The 19,914-nt window shown below is 68.0% G+C and carries 12 protein-coding genes and 1 tRNA gene; 3 read left to right on the top strand and 10 right to left on the bottom strand.

The features are described from left to right. Positions 1-11: 11 nt before the first annotated feature. Positions 12-812 carry a DNA-formamidopyrimidine glycosylase family protein gene (locus tag IEZ15_RS26915; RefSeq protein ID WP_189279735.1) on the top strand — a complete coding sequence of 267 codons (801 nt, stop codon included), beginning with the start codon at positions 12-14 and terminating at the stop codon, positions 810-812. Positions 813-848: 36 nt separating this feature from the next. Next, positions 849-1,613, top strand: coding sequence for an SDR family NAD(P)-dependent oxidoreductase (locus IEZ15_RS26910; RefSeq protein ID WP_114249332.1), 765 nt, complete (start codon positions 849-851; stop codon positions 1,611-1,613). Here IEZ15_RS26910 and IEZ15_RS47205 read toward each other — a convergent pair. From IEZ15_RS47205 to IEZ15_RS26870, 9 genes are all read right to left on the bottom strand, one after another. Next, complete coding sequence (locus IEZ15_RS47205) at positions 1,561-1,944, bottom strand: hypothetical protein (protein WP_373302624.1); 384 nt, start codon at positions 1,942-1,944, stop codon at positions 1,561-1,563. The genes IEZ15_RS26910 and IEZ15_RS47205 overlap by 53 nt on opposite strands. Before the next feature lie 384 nt (positions 1,945-2,328). Further along, complete coding sequence (locus IEZ15_RS26905; protein WP_114247014.1) at positions 2,329-2,712, bottom strand: helix-turn-helix domain-containing protein; 384 nt, start codon at positions 2,710-2,712, stop codon at positions 2,329-2,331. Positions 2,713-2,821: 109 nt separating this feature from the next. Then, positions 2,822-3,331 carry a CinA family protein gene (locus IEZ15_RS26900; protein WP_189279734.1) on the bottom strand — a complete coding sequence of 170 codons (510 nt, stop codon included), beginning with the start codon at positions 3,329-3,331 and terminating at the stop codon, positions 2,822-2,824. After that, positions 3,328-4,101, bottom strand: coding sequence for a CDP-diacylglycerol--glycerol-3-phosphate 3-phosphatidyltransferase (gene pgsA / locus IEZ15_RS26895; protein WP_189279733.1), 774 nt, complete (start codon positions 4,099-4,101; stop codon positions 3,328-3,330). Before pgsA ends, IEZ15_RS26900 begins: the two co-directional genes overlap by 4 nt. After that, complete coding sequence (rimO, locus tag IEZ15_RS26890; RefSeq protein WP_114247011.1) at positions 4,098-5,573, bottom strand: 30S ribosomal protein S12 methylthiotransferase RimO; 1,476 nt, start codon at positions 5,571-5,573, stop codon at positions 4,098-4,100. Before rimO ends, pgsA begins: the two co-directional genes overlap by 4 nt. A 146-nt stretch (positions 5,574-5,719) precedes the next feature. Beyond that, positions 5,720-6,520, bottom strand: a complete 801-nt coding sequence (locus tag IEZ15_RS26885; RefSeq protein WP_189279732.1) for a helix-turn-helix domain-containing protein — start codon at positions 6,518-6,520, stop codon at positions 5,720-5,722. A gap of 204 nt (positions 6,521-6,724) precedes the next feature. Then, positions 6,725-9,505 carry a DNA translocase FtsK gene (locus tag IEZ15_RS26880; RefSeq protein ID WP_189279731.1) on the bottom strand — a complete coding sequence of 927 codons (2,781 nt, stop codon included), beginning with the start codon at positions 9,503-9,505 and terminating at the stop codon, positions 6,725-6,727. Between the two features lie 252 nt (positions 9,506-9,757). Next, on the bottom strand, positions 9,758-10,435 hold the full coding sequence (locus tag IEZ15_RS26875) for a response regulator (RefSeq protein ID WP_114247009.1): 678 nt from the start codon (positions 10,433-10,435) through the stop codon (positions 9,758-9,760). A 243-nt stretch (positions 10,436-10,678) separates the two neighbouring features. Next, complete coding sequence (locus IEZ15_RS26870; RefSeq protein WP_189279730.1) at positions 10,679-16,108, bottom strand: HAMP domain-containing protein; 5,430 nt, start codon at positions 16,106-16,108, stop codon at positions 10,679-10,681. Positions 16,109-16,522: 414 nt separating this feature from the next. Here IEZ15_RS26870 and IEZ15_RS26865 point away from each other — a divergent pair, with 414 nt between their 5' ends. Then, entirely contained in the window at positions 16,523-19,138 is a 2,616-nt protein-coding gene (locus IEZ15_RS26865; protein WP_189279729.1) for a SpoIIE family protein phosphatase, read from the top strand. Between the two features lie 422 nt (positions 19,139-19,560). Here IEZ15_RS26865 and IEZ15_RS26860 read toward each other — a convergent pair. Continuing rightward, a tRNA-Thr gene (locus IEZ15_RS26860) sits at positions 19,561-19,633 on the bottom strand. Positions 19,634-19,914: the final 281 nt, after the last annotated feature.

The raw sequence follows: 19,914 nt of genomic DNA, 5'->3' as shown, positions 1-19,914 counted from the left end.
ATCATGGAGGCATGCCCGAAGGAGACACCGTCCTGCAGACCGCCAAACGTCTGCACACCGCACTCGCCGGCCGGGTCCTCACCCACTCCGACCTGCGCGTCCCCCGGTTCGCCACCGCCGACCTCACCGGCCGGACGGTTCTGGACGTCACCTCGCGCGGCAAGCATCTCCTCACCCGTATCGAGGGCGGTCTGACCCTCCACAGCCATCTGCGGATGGACGGCGCCTGGCGCATCTACGCTCCGGGCGAGCGCTGGCGCGGCGGCCCTGCCCACCAGATCCGCGCCGTGCTCGCCAACGCGGAACACACCGCCGTCGGCTACCGGCTCCCCGTCCTCGAGCTTCTCCGCACCCGGGAGGAGGAGAAGGCGGTCGGTCATCTCGGCCCCGATCTGCTGGGCCCCGATTGGAACGCCGAAACCGCTCTGCACAATCTGCTCAGCGACCCCGCCCGCCCCCTGGGCGAGGCCCTCCTGGACCAGCGCAACCTGGCCGGAATCGGCAACATCTACAAGGCCGAGCTCTGCTTCCTCACCCGCGCGACCCCTTGGCTCCCCATCGGCGAGCTGGCCGCCCCCACCGCCGCCCGTCTTGTCACCACGGCCAAACAGCTCCTCGAAGCCAACCGAGACCGTCCCATGCGCACGACCACCAGCGCAGCGCCCCGCGGATACGGCGCGAGCGAACGGCTCTGGGTCTACGGCAGGACCAACCGCCCCTGCCTGCGCTGCGGCACACCCATCCGCACAGCCGATCAGGACGCCCGCCCCACCTACTGGTGCCCTCGCTGCCAATCGGGCCCCACAAGCTAGTTGACGATCCGTCAGATCCAGCCGTACCGTCCGGTCATGTCCCTCACCGCGTACGACCTCACGGGCCGCTCCGCGTTCATCACCGGCGCGGCGGGCGGCATCGGCCGCGCAGGCGCCATCCTGCTCGCAGCGGCGGGCGCCACCGTGCACTGCGCGGACCGCGACGAGAAGGGCCTGCTGGAGACCCGGAACCTGATCGCCGAAGCGGGTGGCACTTCCCACATCCACACCCTCGATGTCACCGACCCCGGCCGGATCAAGGCTGCGGTGGCCGCAGCGGGCAACCTCGACATCCTGGCCGCCGTAGCCGGAATCATGCATACGAGCAGCGTCCTGGAGACCGCGGACGACGACCTCGATCGCGTCCTCTCGGTCAATTTCAAAGGCGTTCTGTACGCCTGTCAGGAAGTTGCCCGCAGCATGATCGCGCGCGGCGCACCCGGCTCACTGATCACCATGGCCTCGGGAGCGGTCGACGCCGCGAGCCCCGGGCTGCTCTGCTACAGCGCGGCCAAGGCGGCGGTCGTCCAGCTGACAAAGACGCTCGCAACCGAGCTGGGGCCTCATTCCATCCGTGTCAACGCCGTCGCCCCGGGCTGGATCCGTACGCCCATGACCGCCCGCCACGACGCGGAACAACAACAACGGGCGGAGGCCACAATGGCACGGATTTCTCCGCTCGGCCGGGTCGGCGAGCCCGAGGACGTCGCCCACACCCTGGTCTATCTGGCATCCGATGCGTCGGCCTTCATGACCGGTCAGATCCTCCGCCCGAACGGCGGCGTAGCCATGCCCTGGTAGTCCGCCAGGCTCGGCCACCGCACCGCATCCCAACAGCCAACCATCGATTCACGCACCGCATCCCAAGTGCGGAGCACCGCCCCAGACACCGCGTCCCGGTGTCGGACCACCAACCCGCACACCGCGTCCCAAGAGCAGACCACCACCCCGCGCTCGCCCCCGTCGGCCCAGCGGCCGCGGCCACATGCACGGGCAGGAGGCTCAGCCCCCATCCGCCCGCCGCCACCACACCCTCGACAAGCCCCGCATGGGCCGGTTCCAGCACGAGCCGCAGCACGGCCCACCACCACACCCCGCCGAGAACGAGCGTCGGCACCCATCGCCGTACCATGGCTGCCTCCTCCGGCCGAACCTAGTCCGGCCCGCTCGCCCGGCGGGAGGGCGCACCGGTGCACCACCCGGCGCGCAGTGCGCTGCCGCAGACCGTTGTGCGCTCTCCGCCCGGGACATCCGGGCTTGCTCCGGATCGCGGCTCCACCCGGGCCAGAGGCACTCAGGCACCCCGGCGCAGGCCGCATCGAGACACATCAGGCCACGTCAGACCGCGTCGGGCCACCGTGATCTTCCTGATCAATGCCTCTTACTCGCAGTCTCACCCAGACACTCCCGAGCCGCATCCAGAACGGACCACGCCCACCCGCCCCGGACCATGCAGAAGCCCCGGCCGCCCCCTGAGGGGCCGGCCGGGGCTCCGCTTCACACCGGACCTCGCGGGTCAGGCGGCGACGACATCCACCGCTTCCGCGGGCGCCTTGATGGTCACCCGTCCCGTCGGCACACCTGCCACCGACGTCACGGAGACGGAATTGAGCATTGGACGTACCGGCACAGGCACCGGATCGCTGACTGCTGCCGACTCGGCCAGTTCGGCCAGCGACAGCTCATCGCTCACTTCACGCATGAGCTCGGACATCCGTACGTCAAGCGCGTCGCAAATAGCGGAGAGCAGCTCGGAGGATGCCTCCTTCTGCCCCCGCTCCACCTCGGAGAGATAGCCGAGCGAGACTCGGGCGGACGAGGAGACTTCGCGCAGAGTACGGCCTTGGCGCTGGCGCTGCCGACGCAGCACGTCACCAAGCAGGCGACGGAGCAGAATCATCGGTGGCTCCCTCCTCGGACCGCGTAGCCGCATCCTTCACGCCCCACCGTACCGCCTTGCGCCGCGGCCGTGCGGGGAGCGATGTCGTGTTCACTCAGGGCTGCAAACATCAATTCCCCCCGTTCTGTTCCGTATCCTGTGCGCTTGCATTCTTGCCGAGTTCGACGGAGAGCAATGCCAGCAGGCTCCGCACACTCTCTCTACGGATGTCCGCACGCCCGCCGTTCAATCGCAGCGCGGTCACCTTCTCCGCGCCGTCCGGCCCGGCCACCGCAACATAGACCGTGCCGACGGGTTTGCCGTCCTGCGGCTCGGGGCCCGCAACGCCGGTGGTGGCCATACCCCAGTCTGCCCCCAGAACCCGGCGCACACCTGCCGCCATCTGCCGCGCCACCTCCGGGTCGACCGCACCGTGCTCCGCCAGGAGGGCGCCGTCGACACCCAGCAAATCCCGCTTCAAGGGCGTTGCGTACGCCGTCACGGACCCGCGGAAGGAGTTCGAAGCACCCGGTACGGAAGTCAACTCCGCCGCGACCAGACCGCCGGTCAGCGACTCGGCGACGGCAAGAGTCTCACCGCGCTCCACGAGCAGCTCCAGCACCCGGGCCGCGGCAGTCACCGCTCGGCCTCCGCCACACCACGGGCACCCGAGGCCCCGGAGACCGGTCCTGCACCCTCAGCGGCCCCGGACACCCCGGGCTCCACAGATACCCCGGACGCCCCAGCAGCCTCCTCCGCGACGGCCCGCTCGGCCGCGAGCCCCTGGCGTCGCAGCACGACGGCCTGGCGCACATAGTCGAGCCCCGTGACGACCGTCAGCACGACAGCCACCGCCATCACCCAGAAGCGCAGGGTGGCAAGTGGACCGGTCAGCGCCAGGACGTACATCCCGACAGCCGTCCCCTGCGCCAGAGTCTTCATCTTCCCGCCGCGACTGGCCGGGATCACCGCATGCCGTATCACCCAGAACCGCATCAGCGTGATGCCGATCTCACGGAAGAGGATCACGCCCGTGACCCACCAGGGCAGATCACCCAGATACGACAGACAGATCAGCGCCGCACCCATGATCGCCTTGTCCGCGATCGGGTCTGCGATCTTCCCGAAGTCGGTGACCAGGTTGTATGTGCGCGCGAGATGACCGTCGAACAGGTCAGTGATCATGGCAATGGCGAACGCCGCCCAGGCGAACGACCGCCAGGCCGGGTCGTAGCCGCCGTTGTGCAGGAGCAGCATCACGAAGCCGGGCACCAGCACCAGCCGCAGCATGGTGAGCAGATTGGCGATGTTCCACAGGCTGGCCTGGTTGACGGCCGCAGTACCCAGCTTGCCGCCGCGGACCGGCTTCGCGCCGGAGCCGCCTGCCGCGGATGCCGGGACTCCCGTCATCTGGCCGCCTCCACGAGCTCGGAACACTCGGCCACCAGGTCCACTCCTTCGGTGCCGACAACCTTTGCCTCGACCATACGGCCGGGCACGAGGCCCTCGCGTGCGGTGAAAAGCACCTGGCCGTCCGTTTCGGGGGCCTGGTGTGCCGCGCGCCCCACCGCACCGTCCTCTTCGTCCACGGACTCGACCAGCACCTGCAGGGACTCACCCAGGCGCTCCTCGGCGCGCTGCGAGGTCAGTTCCTCGGCCAGCTGCGAGATGTGCGCGAGCCGCTCCGCGATGACGTCGGCGTCCAGCTTGTTCTCGTAACCGACCGCCTCGGTGCCCTCTTCATCGGAGTAACCGAAGACGCCGATGGCGTCGAGCCTGGCGCCGGTGAGGAAGCGTTCCAGCTCCGCCAGGTCGGCCTCGGTCTCGCCGGGGAAGCCCACGATGAAGTTGGAGCGGGCACCGGCCTGTGGCGCCTTGCTACGGATGGTGTCCAGGAGCTCCAGGAAGCGATCGGTGTCACCGAAGCGGCGCATCGCCCGCAGCACGCCGGGGGCCGAGTGCTGGAAGGACAGGTCGAAATACGGGGCGACCTTCGGGGTCGAGGTCAGTACGTCGATGAGGCCCGGCCGCATCTCCGCCGGCTGAAGATAGCTGACCCGGATCCGCTCGATCCCCTCGACGTCGGCGAGCTCCGGCAGCAGCGTCTCGAGCAGCCGGATGTCGCCGAGGTCCTTGCCGTACGAGGTGTTGTTCTCGGAGACCAGCATGACCTCCTTCACGCCCTGCTCGGCCAGCCAGCGGGTCTCCCCCAGCACGTCCGACGGACGGCGCGAGATGAAGGAACCGCGGAAGGAAGGGATGGCGCAGAAGGAGCAGCGGCGGTCGCAGCCGGAGGCGAGCTTCACCGAGGCGACGGGGCTGGTGCCCAGCCGGCGGCGCAGGGGCGCCCGCGGCCCGGAGACCGGAGCGACTCCGTCCGGGAGGTCCTCGGGGGCGGGGGCCGGTGCGGCCTCCTGTGCGTGCCCCGGCAGGGCCACGGCGGCGTCCTGCCGCTCGGCCGGGCTGATCGGCAGGAGCTTGCGACGGTCGCGCGGCGTGTGCGAAGCGTGGATGCCACCGTTGAGGATGGTCTGAAGGCGGTCGGAGATGTCGGCGTAGTCGTCGAATCCGAGGACGCCATCCGCCTCGGGCAGGGCCTCGGCGAGGTCCTTCCCGTAGCGCTCGGCCATGCAGCCGACGGCGACCACGGCCTGGGTCCTGCCGTGGTCCTTCAGATCATTGGCTTCGAGCAGGGCATCGACGGAGTCCTTCTTGGCGGCCTCGACGAATCCACAGGTGTTGACGACGGCGACATCCGCGTCGGAGGCATCCTCGACGAGCTCCCAGCCGTCCGCTGCCAAGCGGCCTGCGAGCTCCTCCGAGTCCACCTCGTTACGGGCGCAGCCAAGAGTGACAAGGGCGACGGTACGGCGTTCGGGCATGGGCTCAAGACTACTTTGTCCCGGCACTCGCCCTGCCGTGCAGGGTTCCACCGTCACACCGAGTGACAAAGCAGGCGAGCGCCCGGAAGGATTGCCGGGCGCTCGCCGTGTTGCTGGTGCCGCTTGGGAAACTGTGCGTGTACGGGTCAGCCGACCGCCGGGTCGCCCTTCGTGTACGAGAGCCGCTCGACCTGGCCCGGCTGGAACTTGTCCTCGACCTTCTTGCCGTTCACGAAGAGCTCGATGGACCCGGCGTCACCGAGGACGAGGTCGACCCGCTCCTGGTCCTGGAAGGTCTTGGACTGGCCCTGCAGCAGCAGCCCGTCGAAGAGCAGCCGCCCGTTGTGGTCCTTGGCGGAGATCCAGCTCTTGCCCTGGCTGGCGCTGAGCTTCACCGTCACCTTGTCCCTGGGTGCCGCGGCGATGGCACTGTCGGAGGGCTGCGGCTTGGGGTCGACGGGCTTGTCGGTCTTCGGCTTGGGGCTCTTCGTGTTCGGCGTCGAGCCCTCCGCGACCTGTGTGGTCGTGGAGCTGTCGTCGCCGCCCTTGAAGAAGGTGAAGCCGACGAAACCGACGACAGCGACGATCGCGGCGACCATGGCCGCCGTCCAGTTGGGCCGACGGGGTTCGGAACGGATTCTCTCGGCCTCGAACAGCGGCGCCGCGGGCGTGGGTGCGGGACGGCCGCCGTGCTCGGCGTCGTACTGCGAAACCAGCCGTTCCGGATCGGTCCCGACGGCACGCGCCAAGGTACGGATATGGCCGCGCGCATACACGTCGCCGCCACAGCGGGAGAAGTCGTCCTCTTCGATCGCGTGCACGATGGGGATGCGCACCCGGGTGGACGAACTGATCTCTTCGACCGTGAGACCTGCGGCGATACGAGCCTGCTGGAGCACTCGACCGATCGAAGGCCGGTCGTCTTCGGGGGAGTTGCCGATGGACACGGGGGCGCCTTTCGAGCGTGAGCCACCTGCTGGGTGTTCAGTCTAGGGGGGGTACGAAAGGGTGGGGCAACCGGGAGAAAGGACTTTGTACGCCATCAGACTCGAACGCCGTCCGATTCTCTGGGACACCCCTGGAAGGACAATCTTGCCGCCCCTCCCTTCAACTTGACGTACGACCCGACGAAACGGTTGCCCGTACTTCTCCTACGAAGCGGTTTCCCCGCGGATCAGTGCCAACACCCCGTCCAGCTCGTCCGGTTTCACCATGACGTCGCGCGCCTTGGATCCCTCGCTCGGCCCGACGATGTTCCTCGACTCCATCAGGTCCATCAGCCGACCGGCCTTGGCGAAGCCGACGCGCAGCTTGCGCTGAAGCATCGAGGTGGACCCGAACTGGGTGGAGACGACCAGTTCGGCGGCCTGGCAGAGCAGATCCAGGTCGTCGCCGATGTCCTCGTCGATCTCCCTCTTCTTGGCGGTGTCGACCACCACGTCCTCGCGGAAGACCGGCGCCATCTGATCCTTGCAGTGCTGGACGATGGCCGCGACCTCGTCCTCGGTGACGAAGGCACCCTGCATACGGGTGGGCTTGTTGGCCCCCATCGGCAGGAACAGACCGTCACCCTTTCCGATGAGCTTCTCGGCGCCGGGCTGGTCGAGGATGACGCGGCTGTCGGCCAGCGAAGACGTGGCGAAGGCGAGCCGGGAGGGCACATTCGCCTTGATCAGACCGGTGACGACGTCGACCGAGGGCCGCTGGGTCGCAAGCACCAGGTGGATACCGGCAGCGCGGGCCAGTTGGGTGATACGGACGATGGCGTCCTCCACATCACGGGGAGCGACCATCATCAGGTCGGCCAGCTCGTCGACGATCACCAGCAGATACGGGTACGGCGAGAGCTCGCGCTCGCTGCCCTCCGGCGGCTTGACCTTGCCGTTGCGTACGGCCTGGTTGAAGTCGTCGATGTGCCGGTACCCGAACGCGGCGAGATCGTCGTACCGGAGGTCCATCTCCCGCACGACCCACTGGAGGGCCTCGGCGGCGCGCTTGGGATTGGTGATGATCGGCGTGATCAGGTGCGGGATGCCCTCGTACGCGGTCAGCTCGACCCGCTTGGGGTCGACCAGCACCATCCGTACGTCGTCCGGCGTCGCCCGCACCATGACCGAGGTGATCAGACAGTTGATGCAGGACGACTTGCCGGAACCGGTCGCACCGGCCACCAGCACGTGCGGCATCTTCGCCAGGTTGGCCATCACATATCCGCCCTCGACGTCCTTGCCGAGCGCGACCAGCATCGGATGGTCGTCCTCGGCGGCGTCCGCGAGGCGCAGCACATCGCCGAGGTTGACCATCTCCCGGTCGGTGTTGGGGATCTCGATGCCGACCGCCGACTTGCCCGGGATCGGAGAGATGATCCGGACGTCGGGGCTGGCGACTGCGTACGCGATGTTCTTGGCGAGCGCGGTGATCCGCTCGACCTTCACCGCGGGGCCGAGCTCCACCTCGTACCTCGTGACCGTGGGTCCGCGGGTGAAGCCGGTGACGGCGGCGTCGACCTTGAACTCGGTGAAGACGTTTGTCAGAGACGCGACGATCGCGTCGTTGGCGGCGCTGCGGGTCTTGCCGGGCCCGCCGCGTTCCAGCAGGTCGAGCGAGGGCAGTGAGTACGTGATGTCGCCGGAGAGCTGCAGCTGTTCGGCGCGGGCGGGCAACGGCTGGGACTGCGACCGGTCGGGCGCGGGCTTCGTCAGATCGGGTACGCCGCCCGAGGGCACCGTCCCCTTCTCCGGTTTCCCTCCCCCGCCGACGGGTTCGCCCTCCCTGGCGCCCGGCACCGGCGTACCCGGGCGTTCGCGTTCGACGGAGACGCCCTGGGTGAGGTCGGCGACGATCGGCGAGGGCGGCATGCCGTTGAGTACGGCCCCGTCGAGCGCGGCGGCCGCGGCGGCCGCGACATCCACCGCGTCCATGGTGCGGTTCATCGTGGGCTGCACGGAGGGCCTGCGCGGCCTGCGGCGCTTGGAGAGCGCGTCGGCCTCCGCCTGGTCGGGGCCGTACTCCGCGGGCGCTTCGGAGCGGCGTGCGGAGGAGCGGCGGGAGCGTGCGGGCAGCGCCTCGCGCCACTGCTCGTCGTAGCGCTCGTCGTCGCTCTCCTCGTCCGCGTCGGGGTCGTACACCGGGTCGAGGATGCCCAGCTTGGTGCCGAGCAGCCGGAGCCGCTGCGGAATGGCGTTCACCGGGGTGGCGGTGACGACCAGCAGTCCGAAGACGGTGAGCAGCAGCAGCAGCGGTACGGCGAGGACCTCGCCCATCGTGTAGACCAGCGGTTTGGAGGCCGCCCAGCCGATGAGTCCGCCCGCGTCCTGCATCGCCGTGGTGCCGTCTCCCCTGCCGGGCGATCCGCACGCGATGTGGACCTGTCCGAGCACCCCGATGACCAGGGCGGAGAGCCCGATGACGATGCGGCCGTTGGCCTCGGGCTTCTCCGGGTAGAGGATCAGCCGTACGGCGATGGCGCCGAGCAGTATCGGTACGAGCAGATCGAGCCGGCCGAAGGCTCCGGTGACGAGCATCTCGACGAGGTCGCCGACGGGCCCGCGCAGATTCGACCAGGTTCCCGCGGCGACGACCAGAGCGAGACCGAGCAGCAGCAGCGCGATGCCGTCCTTGCGGTGCGCGGGATCGAGTCCCTTGGCGCCGCGCCCTATGCCACGGAACATCGCGCCGACGGCGTGGGCCGCACCGAGCCAGACGGCGCGCGCCAGGCGGTACACACCGCCGGTGGGCGACGGTGCCGGTTTGGGCGCGGCCGCCTTCTTGGCCACCGCCTTCTTGGCGGGGGCCTTCTTCGCTGGCGCGGTCTTCTTCGCGGCGGTCTTCTTCGCGGGCGCGGCTTTCTTGGCCGGCCCCGCGGTACGGCCGACGCGCTTCGCGGTGCCCGCCGTGCCCTGGGAACCCTTGCCGGACGTACGTGAGGCCATGATGCCGAGGTTACCGGTGTCGACGGCCGTGAACACGTGTGCCTGCCGCTTCACCCGACCGTGTCGCTGTACAGAGGCAGGAAACTGACGTGTCCTCACGCCGCCGCGCCGCTGGATGCCCCTTCCGCCGAACCGTCGAACGGCCGAGACGGCAGGGCAGTTGGGCCGAGCGACCTGACAACCGCCCGTTCCTCGACCTGAGGTCGTACCGCCGGACCGCTCCCCGCCATGGAGTGGCGGGGCAGTACGACGCTACGAGGGAAGGGCTGCCGCGCCGCTGCCGGTGCCGGGCTCCAGCGCGTCGAGTGCCCGGCGCAGGCCGGTCAGTTTGCGCTCCAGATGGGCGGCAGTGGCCACGGCCGCGGCGTCCGCCGACTCGTCGTCGAGCTGCTTGGAGAGCGCTTCGGCCTGCTCCTCGACGGCCGCGAGCCGCGCAGAGAGCTCGGCCAGCAGCCCCGCGGGCTCCTTCTCGTGGCCCGCGCTGCCGTTGGCATCGCCCTCCAGTTGGAGCCGCAGCAGCGCCGCCTGCTCGCGCAGCTTGCAGTTCTTCATGTAGAGCTCGACGAAGACCGAAACCTTGGCCCGCAGCACCCATGGATCGAACGGCTTCGAGATGTAGTCCACCGCGCCCGCCGCGTAACCCCTGAAGGTGTGATGCGGACCGTGATTGATCGCGGTGAGGAAGATGATCGGGATGTCCCGGGTCCGTTCCCGCCGCTTGATGTGCGCGGCGGTTTCGAAACCGTCCATACCCGGCATCTGGACGTCCAGCAGAATGACCGCAAAGTCGTCCGTGAGCAGCGCTTTGAGCGCTTCCTCCCCTGACGATGCCCGTACCAGTGTCTGATCGAGCGCAGAGAGGATGGCCTCCAGCGCCAGCAGATTCTCCGGCCGGTCATCGACCAGGAGGATCTTGGCCTTCTGCACCATGGCCCGTCCTCCTCGCCCCGGAATTGCACCGGGCGCCGCCCCAGGGGACGACTCCCTTACGCCGTCCGTCCTTGTGCCGGTCATGGTAGCCGCACCCCGCCCGTCACCACACCCTGTCACCGAGATGTCACTGTGCACACAACAGAAACGGGGTGGGGGACCAGAAGGTTCCCCGTACAACGCCCTCTCACACCCTGCGAGCACAGCCACTCATCAACTCATCGCGATTCTCTCCATTAATGATCACTCTCCGCGCATCCACTGCTCCATAACAGAAAGAAGATGATCGGGATCGACAGGCTTGGTGACATAGTCGGAGGCGCCGGATTCGATCGCCTTCTCCCGGTCACCCTTCATGGCCTTCGCGGTCAGCGCGACGATCGGCAGCCCGGCGAACTGCGGCATCCTGCGGATCGCCGCTGTCGTGGCATAGCCGTCCATCTCCGGCATCATGATGTCCATCAGTACGACCGTCACATCGTCGTGCTGTTCCAGGACTTCGATGCCCACACGTCCGTTCTCCGCGTACAGGACCGAAAGACCGTGCTGCTCCAGCACGCTGGTGAGCGCGAAGACGTTACGGATGTCGTCGTCGACGATCAGCACCTTCTCGCCATGGAACCGGAACGTCCTGCGGACCTCCGGTTCCTCCTGCCCGGCAAGCGTCCACGGCTCCTGCGGAGCAGCCGGGGCAGCGGCGCGGGACGCCGGCGCGGGACGCCGCTCCGCGCTCCCCAGGGTCTTGCGGCGACGCCGCATCAGCCCGGCGGCACCCGCCGAATCGTGCACGGTGGCCGTCGAGTCGGCGCCCGGACCGGCCTGCGGAAGCAGACCTTCCTCGACTGCGGCACCGTGTGCCTCGATGGGCCCAGGACCGATCTGCGGATAGCCCTGAGGCGGCAACTCGCTCGGGTGCAGTGGCAGATAGAGCGTGAACGTCGAGCCGCGGCCCGGCTCGCTCGCCGCGTGGATCTCACCACCCAGCAGCCGGGCGATCTCCCGGCTGATGGACAGGCCGAGCCCCGTACCGCCGTACTTGCGACTGGTCGTACCGTCCGCTTGCTTGAACGCCTCGAAGATCACCAGCATCTTGCTGGACGCGATCCCGATACCGGTGTCGGTGACCGAGAAGGCGATCAGATCGGCATCGGCGTCACGCAGCGAGCCGGCCTCCAGGAGCTGCTCACGGATGGCGTTCGGCACATCCTCGTTGGCGTGCCGGATCACCAGCTCGACCGCCCCGCTGTCGGTGAACTTCACCGCGTTGGAAAGGAGATTACGCAGCACCTGGAGCAGCCGCTGCTCGTCCGTGTGCAGTGTCGCGGGCAGCTCCGGCGAGACCCGTACGGAGAAATCGAGCCCCTTCTCCGCGGTGAGCGGCCGGAATGTCGCCTCCACATAATCGACCAGCTGGACAAGTGCGATCCGCGTCGGGCTGACGTCCATCTTGCCCGCCTCGACCTTCGTCAGATCGAGGATGTCATTGATCAGCTGAAGCAGATCGGAACCGGCTCCATGGATCGTCTCGGCGAACTCCACCTGCTTCGGCGAGAGATTGCCCTCGGCGTTGTCCGCGAGCAACTTGGCCAGAATGAGCAGCGAGTTGAGCGGGGTACGCAACTCGTGCGACATGTTCGCCAGGAACTCCGACTTGTAACGCATCGAGACCGCGAGCTGCTCGGCGCGCTCCTCCAGGACCTGCCGGGCATCCTCGATCTCGGTGTTCTTGACCTCGATGTCGCGGTTCTGCTGGGCCAGCAGCTCGGCCTTCTCCTCCAGTTCGGCGTTGGAGGCCTGAAGTGCCTTCTGCCGGTTCTCCAGCTCCTGTGAACGGTCCCGCAATTGCTCTGTCAGTTCTTGCGACTGCTCAAGGAGCTTCTCGGTCTTGGTATTGACGCTGATGGTATTGACGCTCGTCGCGATCATTTCGGCGAGCTGATTGAGGAAGTCCCGCTGGATATGGGTGAACGGCTGGAAGGAGGCCAGCTCGATCACACCGAGAACCTTCCCCTCGAAGAGCACCGGCAGCACGATCACATGCGCGGGCGGTGCCTCACCGAGCCCGGAGGAAATCTTCAGATAACCCGGTGGAACATTGTCCACCTGGATGGTCCGCTTCTCCTCCGCGGCCGTGCCGATGAGCGTCTCACCGGGCCGGAAGGATGTCGGCATCGATCCCGCCGAGTATCCGTAGCTGCCCCTCATACAGAGTTCGTACGAGCTGTCCTTGTCACTGTCCGATCCCACCGTGTCGGTGTCACCGGTCGGCATGGCCAGGAAGAACGCACCGTGCTGCGCGGAGACGACCGGGGTCAGCTCACTCATGATCAGCGAGGCTACGTCGTCGAGATCGCGCCGCCCCTGCATCAGACCGGAGATCCGGGCGAGATTGCCCTTCAGCCAGTCCTGCTCCTTGTTGGTGGCCGTGGTGTCCCGCAGGTTGGCGATCATCGTATTGATGTTGTCCTGCAGGGCCTGGATCTCGCCGGCCGCGTCCACATCGATCTTGAGGTTGAGATCGCCGCGGGTCACCGCGGTGGCCACGGCCGCGATGGCCCGCACCTGACGGGTGAGGTTCCCGGCCATCTCGTTGACGGACTCGGTGAGGTCGCGCCAGGTGCCGTCGACGTCCCGGACCCGGGCCTGGCCGCCCAACTGCCCCTCCGTGCCCACCTCGCGAGCGACCCGGGTCACCTGCTCGGCGAACGAGGACAGCTGGTCGACCATCGTGTTGATGGTGTTCTTCAGCTCCTGGATCTCACCACGGGCGTCGATGTCGATCTTCTTGGTGAGGTCGCCCTTGGCGATGGCCGTGGTGACCGTGGCGATCTGACGCACCTGCCCGGTCAGATTGGACGCCATCGAGTTCACCGATTCGGTGAGGTCCTTCCACGTACCGGAGACCCCCGGAACGCGTGCCTGGCCGCCCAGCTCACCTTCCGTGCCCACCTCGCGGGCGACTCGCGTCACCTCGTCGGCGAACGAGGACAGTGTCGTCACCATCGTATTGACGGTGTCGGCGAGCTCGGCGACCTCGCCGCGCGCCTCGACGGTGACCTTTTTCGTCAGATCGCCGTTGGCGACCGCGGACGAGACCCGGGAGATGTTCCGCACCTGACTGGTCAGGTTGTTGGCCATCAGGTTGACGTTGTCGCTGAGGTTTTTCCAGATACCGGTCGCGCCGCGCACCCGGGCCTGACCGCCCAGGATGCCCTCGGTACCCACCTCGCGGGCGACCCGCGTCACCTCGTCGGCGAAGTTGAGCAGCTGGTCGACCATGGTGTTGACGGTCGTGACCAGTTCGAGGATCTCGCCCTTGGCGTCGACCGTGATCTTCTTGGAGAGATCGCCCTTGGCGACCGCTGTGGTGACCTCGGCGATGTTACGGACCTGCAGGGTCAGGTTGTTGGCCATGCCGTTGACGGACTGGGTGAGGTCCTTCCACGTACCGGACACCCCCTGCACCTCGGCCTGGCCGCCGAGGATGCCTTCCGTACCCACTTCACGGGCGACCCGCGTCACCTGCTCGGCGAAGTTCGAGAGCTGGTCCACCATCGTGTTGAGGGTGTTCTTCAGCTCCAGGATCTCGCCGCGCGCGTCCACATCGATCTTCTGCGACAGGTCACCGCGCGCCACCGCGGTGGCGACCTGCGCGATGTTACGGACCTGAGCAGTGAGGTTTCCCGCCATGCCGTTCACCGAGTCGGTCAGATCGCGCCACACCCCGGCCACGCCGGGGACCTGCGCCTGGCCGCCGAGCCGCCCGTCGGTGCCCACCTCGCGGGCCACCCGGGTCACCTGCTCGGCGAAGGCGGAGAGCTGGTCCACCATCGTGTTGATGGTGTTCTTCAGTTCGAGGATCTCGCCGCGGGCGTCCACGTCGATCTTCTGCGACAGATCGCCCCGGGCGACCGCCGTGGTCACCTGCGCGATCTGCCGCACCTGGGAGGTCAGATTCCCCGCCATGAAGTTGACGGAGTCGGTGAGCTCCTTCCACGTACCGGAAACGCCGTCGACCCGCGCCTGGCCACCGAGGCGACCCTCCGTGCCCACGTCACGCGCCATCCGTGTGACCTGGTCAGCGAAGGACGACAGCTGCGCCACCATCGTGTTGACGGTGTTCTTCAGCTCCAGCATCTCACCCGCGACATCGACGGTGACCTTCTGCGACAGGTCACCGTTGGCGACCGCGGTCGTCACCTGCGCGATGTCGCGCACCTGACCCGTCAGGTTCCGGAACGCCGTGTTCACCGAGTCCGTGAGGTCCTTCCACGTACCCGCCGCACCCGGCACCTCGGCCTGACCGCCCAGCCGGCCCTCGACGCCCACCTCCCGGGCCACCCGGGTCACTTCCGAACCGAAGGACTGGAGCTGGTCCACCATCGTGTTGACGGTGTTCTTCAGCTCCAGCATCTCGCCGGCCACATCGACGGTGACTTTCTGCGTCATGTCGCCGCTGGCCACCGCCGTGGTCACCTGCGCGATGTCGCGCACCTGGGTCGTCAGGTTCCGGAAGACCGTGTTCACCGAGTCGGTGAGGTCCTTCCAGGTACCCGCCGCACCCGGCACCTGCGCCTGCCCGCCGAGCAGCCCCTCGCCACCGACCTCGCTGGCCACACGGGTCACTTCGTCGGCGAAGGTCCGCAATGTCTCGGTCATCTGGTTGATGGTCTCGGCGAGTTGCGCGACCTCGCCGCGGGCGCTCACAGTGACCTTCTGGGACAGGTCACCATTGGCGACCGCGGTCGTCACCTCGGCAATCCCGCGCACCTGGGAGGTCAGGTTCCCGGCCATCGTGTTGACGGAGTCGGTGAGGTCCTTCCACACCCCGGCCACACCGGGCACGGTCGCCTGCCCGCCCAGCTCGCCCTCCGTGCCCACCTCGCGGGCGACCCGGGTCACCTCGGAGGAGAACGACGACAGCTGGTCGACCATCGTGTTGACGGTGTTCTTGAGCTGAAGCATCTCGCCGGCCACATGGACGGTGACCTTCCGCGACAGATCGCCCTTGGCGACCGCCGTCGTCACCAGGGCAATGTCCCGCACCTGCGCGGTCAGCCGGTACGCCATGGTGTTGACGGAGTCCGTGAGGTCCTTCCAGGAACCGGACATTCCTCGCACCTGGGCCTGTCCGCCCAGCTTGCCCTCGGTACCCACCTCGACCGCGACCCGCGTCACCTGCTCGGTGAATGCCGACAGCTGGTCGACCAGGTTGTTGACCGTACGGGCCACCTTCAGGAACTCGCCGCGCAGCGGTCGCACGGTCTCGTCGGCCGTGTGCGACCGGAGCTCCATCCGCTGTTCGAGATCACCGTCGGCCACCGCCGACAGCACCCGCCCGACCTCCGAGACCGGGCGCGCCAGATCGTCGACCAGCTCGTTGGAGGCGTCGATCGCCGCGGCCCAGGAGCCTTCACAGGCGCCCGTCTCCAGCCGCTCGGTGAGCTTCCCCTCACGTCCGACCACCCTTCGCACCCGGGCCAGCTCGCCGGTGAGATGGAGATTCCGGTCGGCGACTTCATTGAAGACTGCCGCGATCTCCGCCATCACGCCGTCGCCCGAGACGGTCAGGCGCCTGCGGAAGTTCCCGTCGCGCATCGCCACGAGACCTGCCAACAGTCTGTTGAGCGCTACCGCGTCGACGTCGATGGTTCCATTGCGCTGCTTTTTCACGGGCTGTCCGCCTTTTGTGCGCGTGCCTGTTCCCCGCGCCGCCACGCCAGACTCCACCGTGATCCCTCCCGCAGGGGTTGACCGTATCGCTCGGGCCTTATCTGGGAGCTTGCCCAGTTCCTCATTGGCTCACCGCCACAGCCCACCGTCGACGGGTGACCATGCGGACGTCAAATCGTTGAAACTTACCAGGCCCGAACCAATCGGGGTGCAGCCTCCAACGGTTGTTCCACATCACCCCGCGGGGAAGCCCACACTTGTCCGGTCACGTGCCTGTTCGTGGTCGTTCCTGCCCGAAGTCGGCCCTCGTGTACCCAGCACCGAGACCGAGCGTCTAGCCTGGCAGGCGAATCGAAGCGGCGAGAAACGGGCACAGGACTCGGGGAAGCGACGAGACACCATATGGGGAGTGCTGTGATCACCGCGCGCGCGGCTGCCACCTTCGACCCGGCCGGGCGCTCCGTCGCGACCGCCCGCGCCTTTGTCCGTGACACTCTCCAGGGGTGGGGATACACGGATGTCGTCGACGACGCAGTCGTCCTCACCAGCGAGCTCGTGACCAACGCGGTGGTGCACGCAGGCACCGCCGCGGACGTGCTGTGCCTACGCACGGAGGACGGCGTCCGGATCGAGGTCTCCGACCACTACCCGGAACGCGAGATCCCCCTCCAGAGCACAGGTCTGGACTTCGGCAGCCCGGACCGTGAGAACGGCCGCGGACTGCTGCTCTGCGCGGCGCTCGCTTCCCGGTGGGGCGTCGAGTATTCGCCCACCCATAAACATGTCTGGTTCCAGCTCGATCTTCCCGAGCGCCCTGTGGGCATCCGCTCCGCCGGCCCCCTGCTCCCGGTCGGCCTGCTCCCGGTCGCCGATGAGCGCGTGCGGGTGGCCGTCGTCCAGATCGACAGCACCGGTTCCATCGCCGCCTGGAACGAGGACGCCGCGTTCCTCTTCGGATACGCCGCGGACCAGGTCACCGGTAAGCAACTCACCGACCTCACCGCCTGGCCGCAGACGCCCGGCACCAACACCGGCATCGTGGACGCACTGCAACTCTCGCGCTGGGAGGGCAGTTACGGAATGCGGGGTGCCGACGGCCGCACCATCCCCGTCTACGCCTCGCATCTCCGGGTCCGCGACACCCACGGCGAACCGTCCACGGTCTGTCTGCTCGTCCGCGACTACGAACGTGCTGTGCTCCAGTCCCCGGTACGCACACCGGTCTCCGACGCGAATGCCGAGAGCCACAAGACGGACCCGTTCGAGATCTTCATCGGCTCCCCCGCCCCCGACGACCTCGACGGCCTGCTCCAGCGCACGGTCGAGCGGGCGCGCGACATGCTCGACGCCGATTCGGCCTTCCTGCTGCTGGCGACGGACGACGAAACGGAACTGGAGGTACGGGCCACCACCGGTCTGCCCTCCGCCCGCCAGCGTTTCGCCCGGGTTCCGGTGGAGGCCGGTACCGGACGTTACGGCTCCGCTCGGATGCCCGCCGTCCACGAAGACCTCGACAACGTGCCCGGCGCCGTCCCCCTGCTCGGCGGCACGGGAATGCGCTCCGTCGTCACTGTCCCGCTGAAGGTCGAGGGTCGCCTCACGGGCTCGCTGGGTGTCGCCGCGGAAACAGCAGGCCGCTACTCCAACGAGGAGGCTCTACGCCTCCAGTTCGCCGCGGACCGCATCGCGCTGGCCGTCGAATCAGCCCGCCTGGGCGAGCTGGAACGCCTGCGCCGCGGTTCCCTCTCCTTCCTCGTCGAGGCCTCCGACCTGCTCGCGGGCACCCTCGACCGGGACCAGACCCTGGCACTGATGGCCCAGATGACGGTCCCCACCCTGGCCACATGGTGCGCCGTCTACACGATCGCGGACCAGTCCTCGGAGCCATATCTCTCCTATGTGCTGCATGAGGACGAGGAGCTCATCGACGGCCTCAAGGCCCTGCTCTCCAAAATCGCTCCTCCGGACCCCGTGCCGACCCCAGGTGCCCGTGTCTGGGCGGCCCCGTCGGAGGCCGCCCACGAAGCAGCCCTGCGCACCTCGATGCGTACGCTCGGCCTCGACGAATCCGGCAGGCTCGGCTCCGGCATCCGTACGACGCTCGCCACCGCGGCCGCGGTGGGCGGGGAGACGGTGGTCCTGCCACTCGTCGCCCGAAACCGCGTCATCGGCATGCTCACGCTCGGGAAGCCCTCCGACGACCACTTCCGTCAGGAGATCCTGGAACTGGCCGAGGACCTCTCCCGTCGCGCCGCCCTCGCCCTCGACAACGCCCGCCTCTACTCGGAGCGTATGGCGATCAGTCAGTCCCTGCAGCGCAGCCTGCTGCCGCCGGGGCTGCCCGAGGTCCCCAATGTCGAAATCGAGGTCATCTACCGCGCGGCGGGCGAGGGCAACGAGGTCGGCGGCGACTTCTACGACGTCTTTCCCATCCGCGACGGCGCCTACGGCTTCGCCATCGGTGACGTCTGCGGTACGGGCCCGGAAGCCGCGGCCGTCACGGGTCTCGCCCGCCACGCCCTGCGCCTCCTCGCCCGCGAAGGCTTCGGCGGTCCGGCCGTTCTGGAGCGCCTCAACGCCGCCATCCTGGACGAAGGCGCCCGCAGCCGCTTCCTGACCCTCCTGTACGGGGAGCTGTGGCCCCAGGAGGACGGCAGCGCACTCCTGAAGGTGGTCTGCGCCGGGCACCCGCTGCCGTTGCGCCTGCGCCAGGACGGCTCGGTGGAGTCAGCGGCCGAACCTCAGCCCCTGCTGGGCGTCATCGAGGACCTCGAACTGTACGAGCAGACGGTGACCCTCGCTCCGGGCGATGTCCTGCTGTGCGTGACCGACGGCGTCACGGAACGCCGTGAAGGCACCCGCATGCTCGGCGACGACGGTCTGGCGGACGTCCTGGCCACCTGTACCGGTCTCACGGCCGGCGCGGTGGCAGCACGCATCCTGCGGGCGGTCGAACGCTTCGCAGCCGAGCCGGCCTCCGACGACATGGCCATCCTCGCCATGCGCGTCCCTGAACCGCCCACCACCTGACGCACTTCATCGGGCCGAAGGCTCCGAAACACTCCGGCCCATGACTTCAGAGACGAACAGTCCATCAGCGCGCTCCGGCGCGCGATCGAGCTCGGCTTGAACCACATCGACACCGCCGCGTTCCACTTCTCATCGCTGCGGTTCGCCGGCGAACCGATCAACCAGGTGCTCACCCGCAACACTTCGGCACCCTGTCCGAGTTCCGCGACGCCGGCCTCATCCGCCACCTCGGCATCTCCGGAATCAAGGGCAAACAATTCGCCGAGGCCTGGGCCATCGCCCTGGTGGGGTGCGTAAGAACCGCTACGGCCTCGACCCCTGCAACGCGAGCACGGACGAACACGCCGACGGGCAGCGAACGCGGAAGCATCAGGACATGCGAAAGGCCCCCGCCGAGTGGCGGGGGCCTTTCGTCTTGCCTGAGCCCCAATGCGGAATCGAACCGCAGACCTTCTCCTTACCATGGAGACGCTCTACCGACTGAGCTATTGGGGCCTGCTGCGCTGTGGCAACGAGGTAAAGCATACCCTGATCTCAGGGGTGCTCAGAACCACTTGCCACACAAGATTCTGACGGACTATCACCGTTCCCGCCGCCCCTCTCGCCACGAGCCGCTCCTCTCGCCACGATGCGTGACCCGGCCTCCTCGTCCGAGCCGGCCAGCCGCACTCGGGGGTGAACGCAGAAAAGCCCCGTGCCACAAGGGCACGGGGCTTTCCCGTAAAAGGAGTTCGGCGGCGTCCTACTCTCCCACAGGGTCCCCCCTGCAGTACCAT

Origin of the sequence: Streptomyces atratus (assembly GCF_014648655.1) — a bacterium.
Lineage (GTDB): Bacteria > Actinomycetota > Actinomycetes > Streptomycetales > Streptomycetaceae > Streptomyces > Streptomyces atratus.
The sequence above is the reverse complement of the archived record's forward strand: the minus strand, read 5'-3'. Positions and strand labels throughout refer to the sequence as shown.

Bases quoted from the DNA above. Each gene is read 5' to 3' on its own strand.
- IEZ15_RS26915 (WP_189279735.1), top strand. From the start codon at position 12: ATGCCCGAAGGAGACACCGTCCTGCAGACCGCCAAACGTCTGCACACC.
- IEZ15_RS26905 (WP_114247014.1), bottom strand. From the start codon at position 2,712: ATGATTCTGCTCCGTCGCCTGCTTGGTGACGTGCTGCGTCGGCAGCGC.
- pgsA (WP_189279733.1), bottom strand. From the start codon at position 4,101: ATGACGGGAGTCCCGGCATCCGCGGCAGGCGGCTCCGGCGCGAAGCCG.
- IEZ15_RS26910 (WP_114249332.1), top strand. From the start codon at position 849: ATGTCCCTCACCGCGTACGACCTCACGGGCCGCTCCGCGTTCATCACC.
- IEZ15_RS47205 (WP_373302624.1), bottom strand. From the start codon at position 1,944: ATGGTACGGCGATGGGTGCCGACGCTCGTTCTCGGCGGGGTGTGGTGG.
- IEZ15_RS26875 (WP_114247009.1), bottom strand. From the start codon at position 10,435: ATGGTGCAGAAGGCCAAGATCCTCCTGGTCGATGACCGGCCGGAGAAT.
- IEZ15_RS26880 (WP_189279731.1), bottom strand. From the start codon at position 9,505: ATGGCCTCACGTACGTCCGGCAAGGGTTCCCAGGGCACGGCGGGCACC.
- rimO (WP_114247011.1), bottom strand. From the start codon at position 5,573: ATGCCCGAACGCCGTACCGTCGCCCTTGTCACTCTTGGCTGCGCCCGT.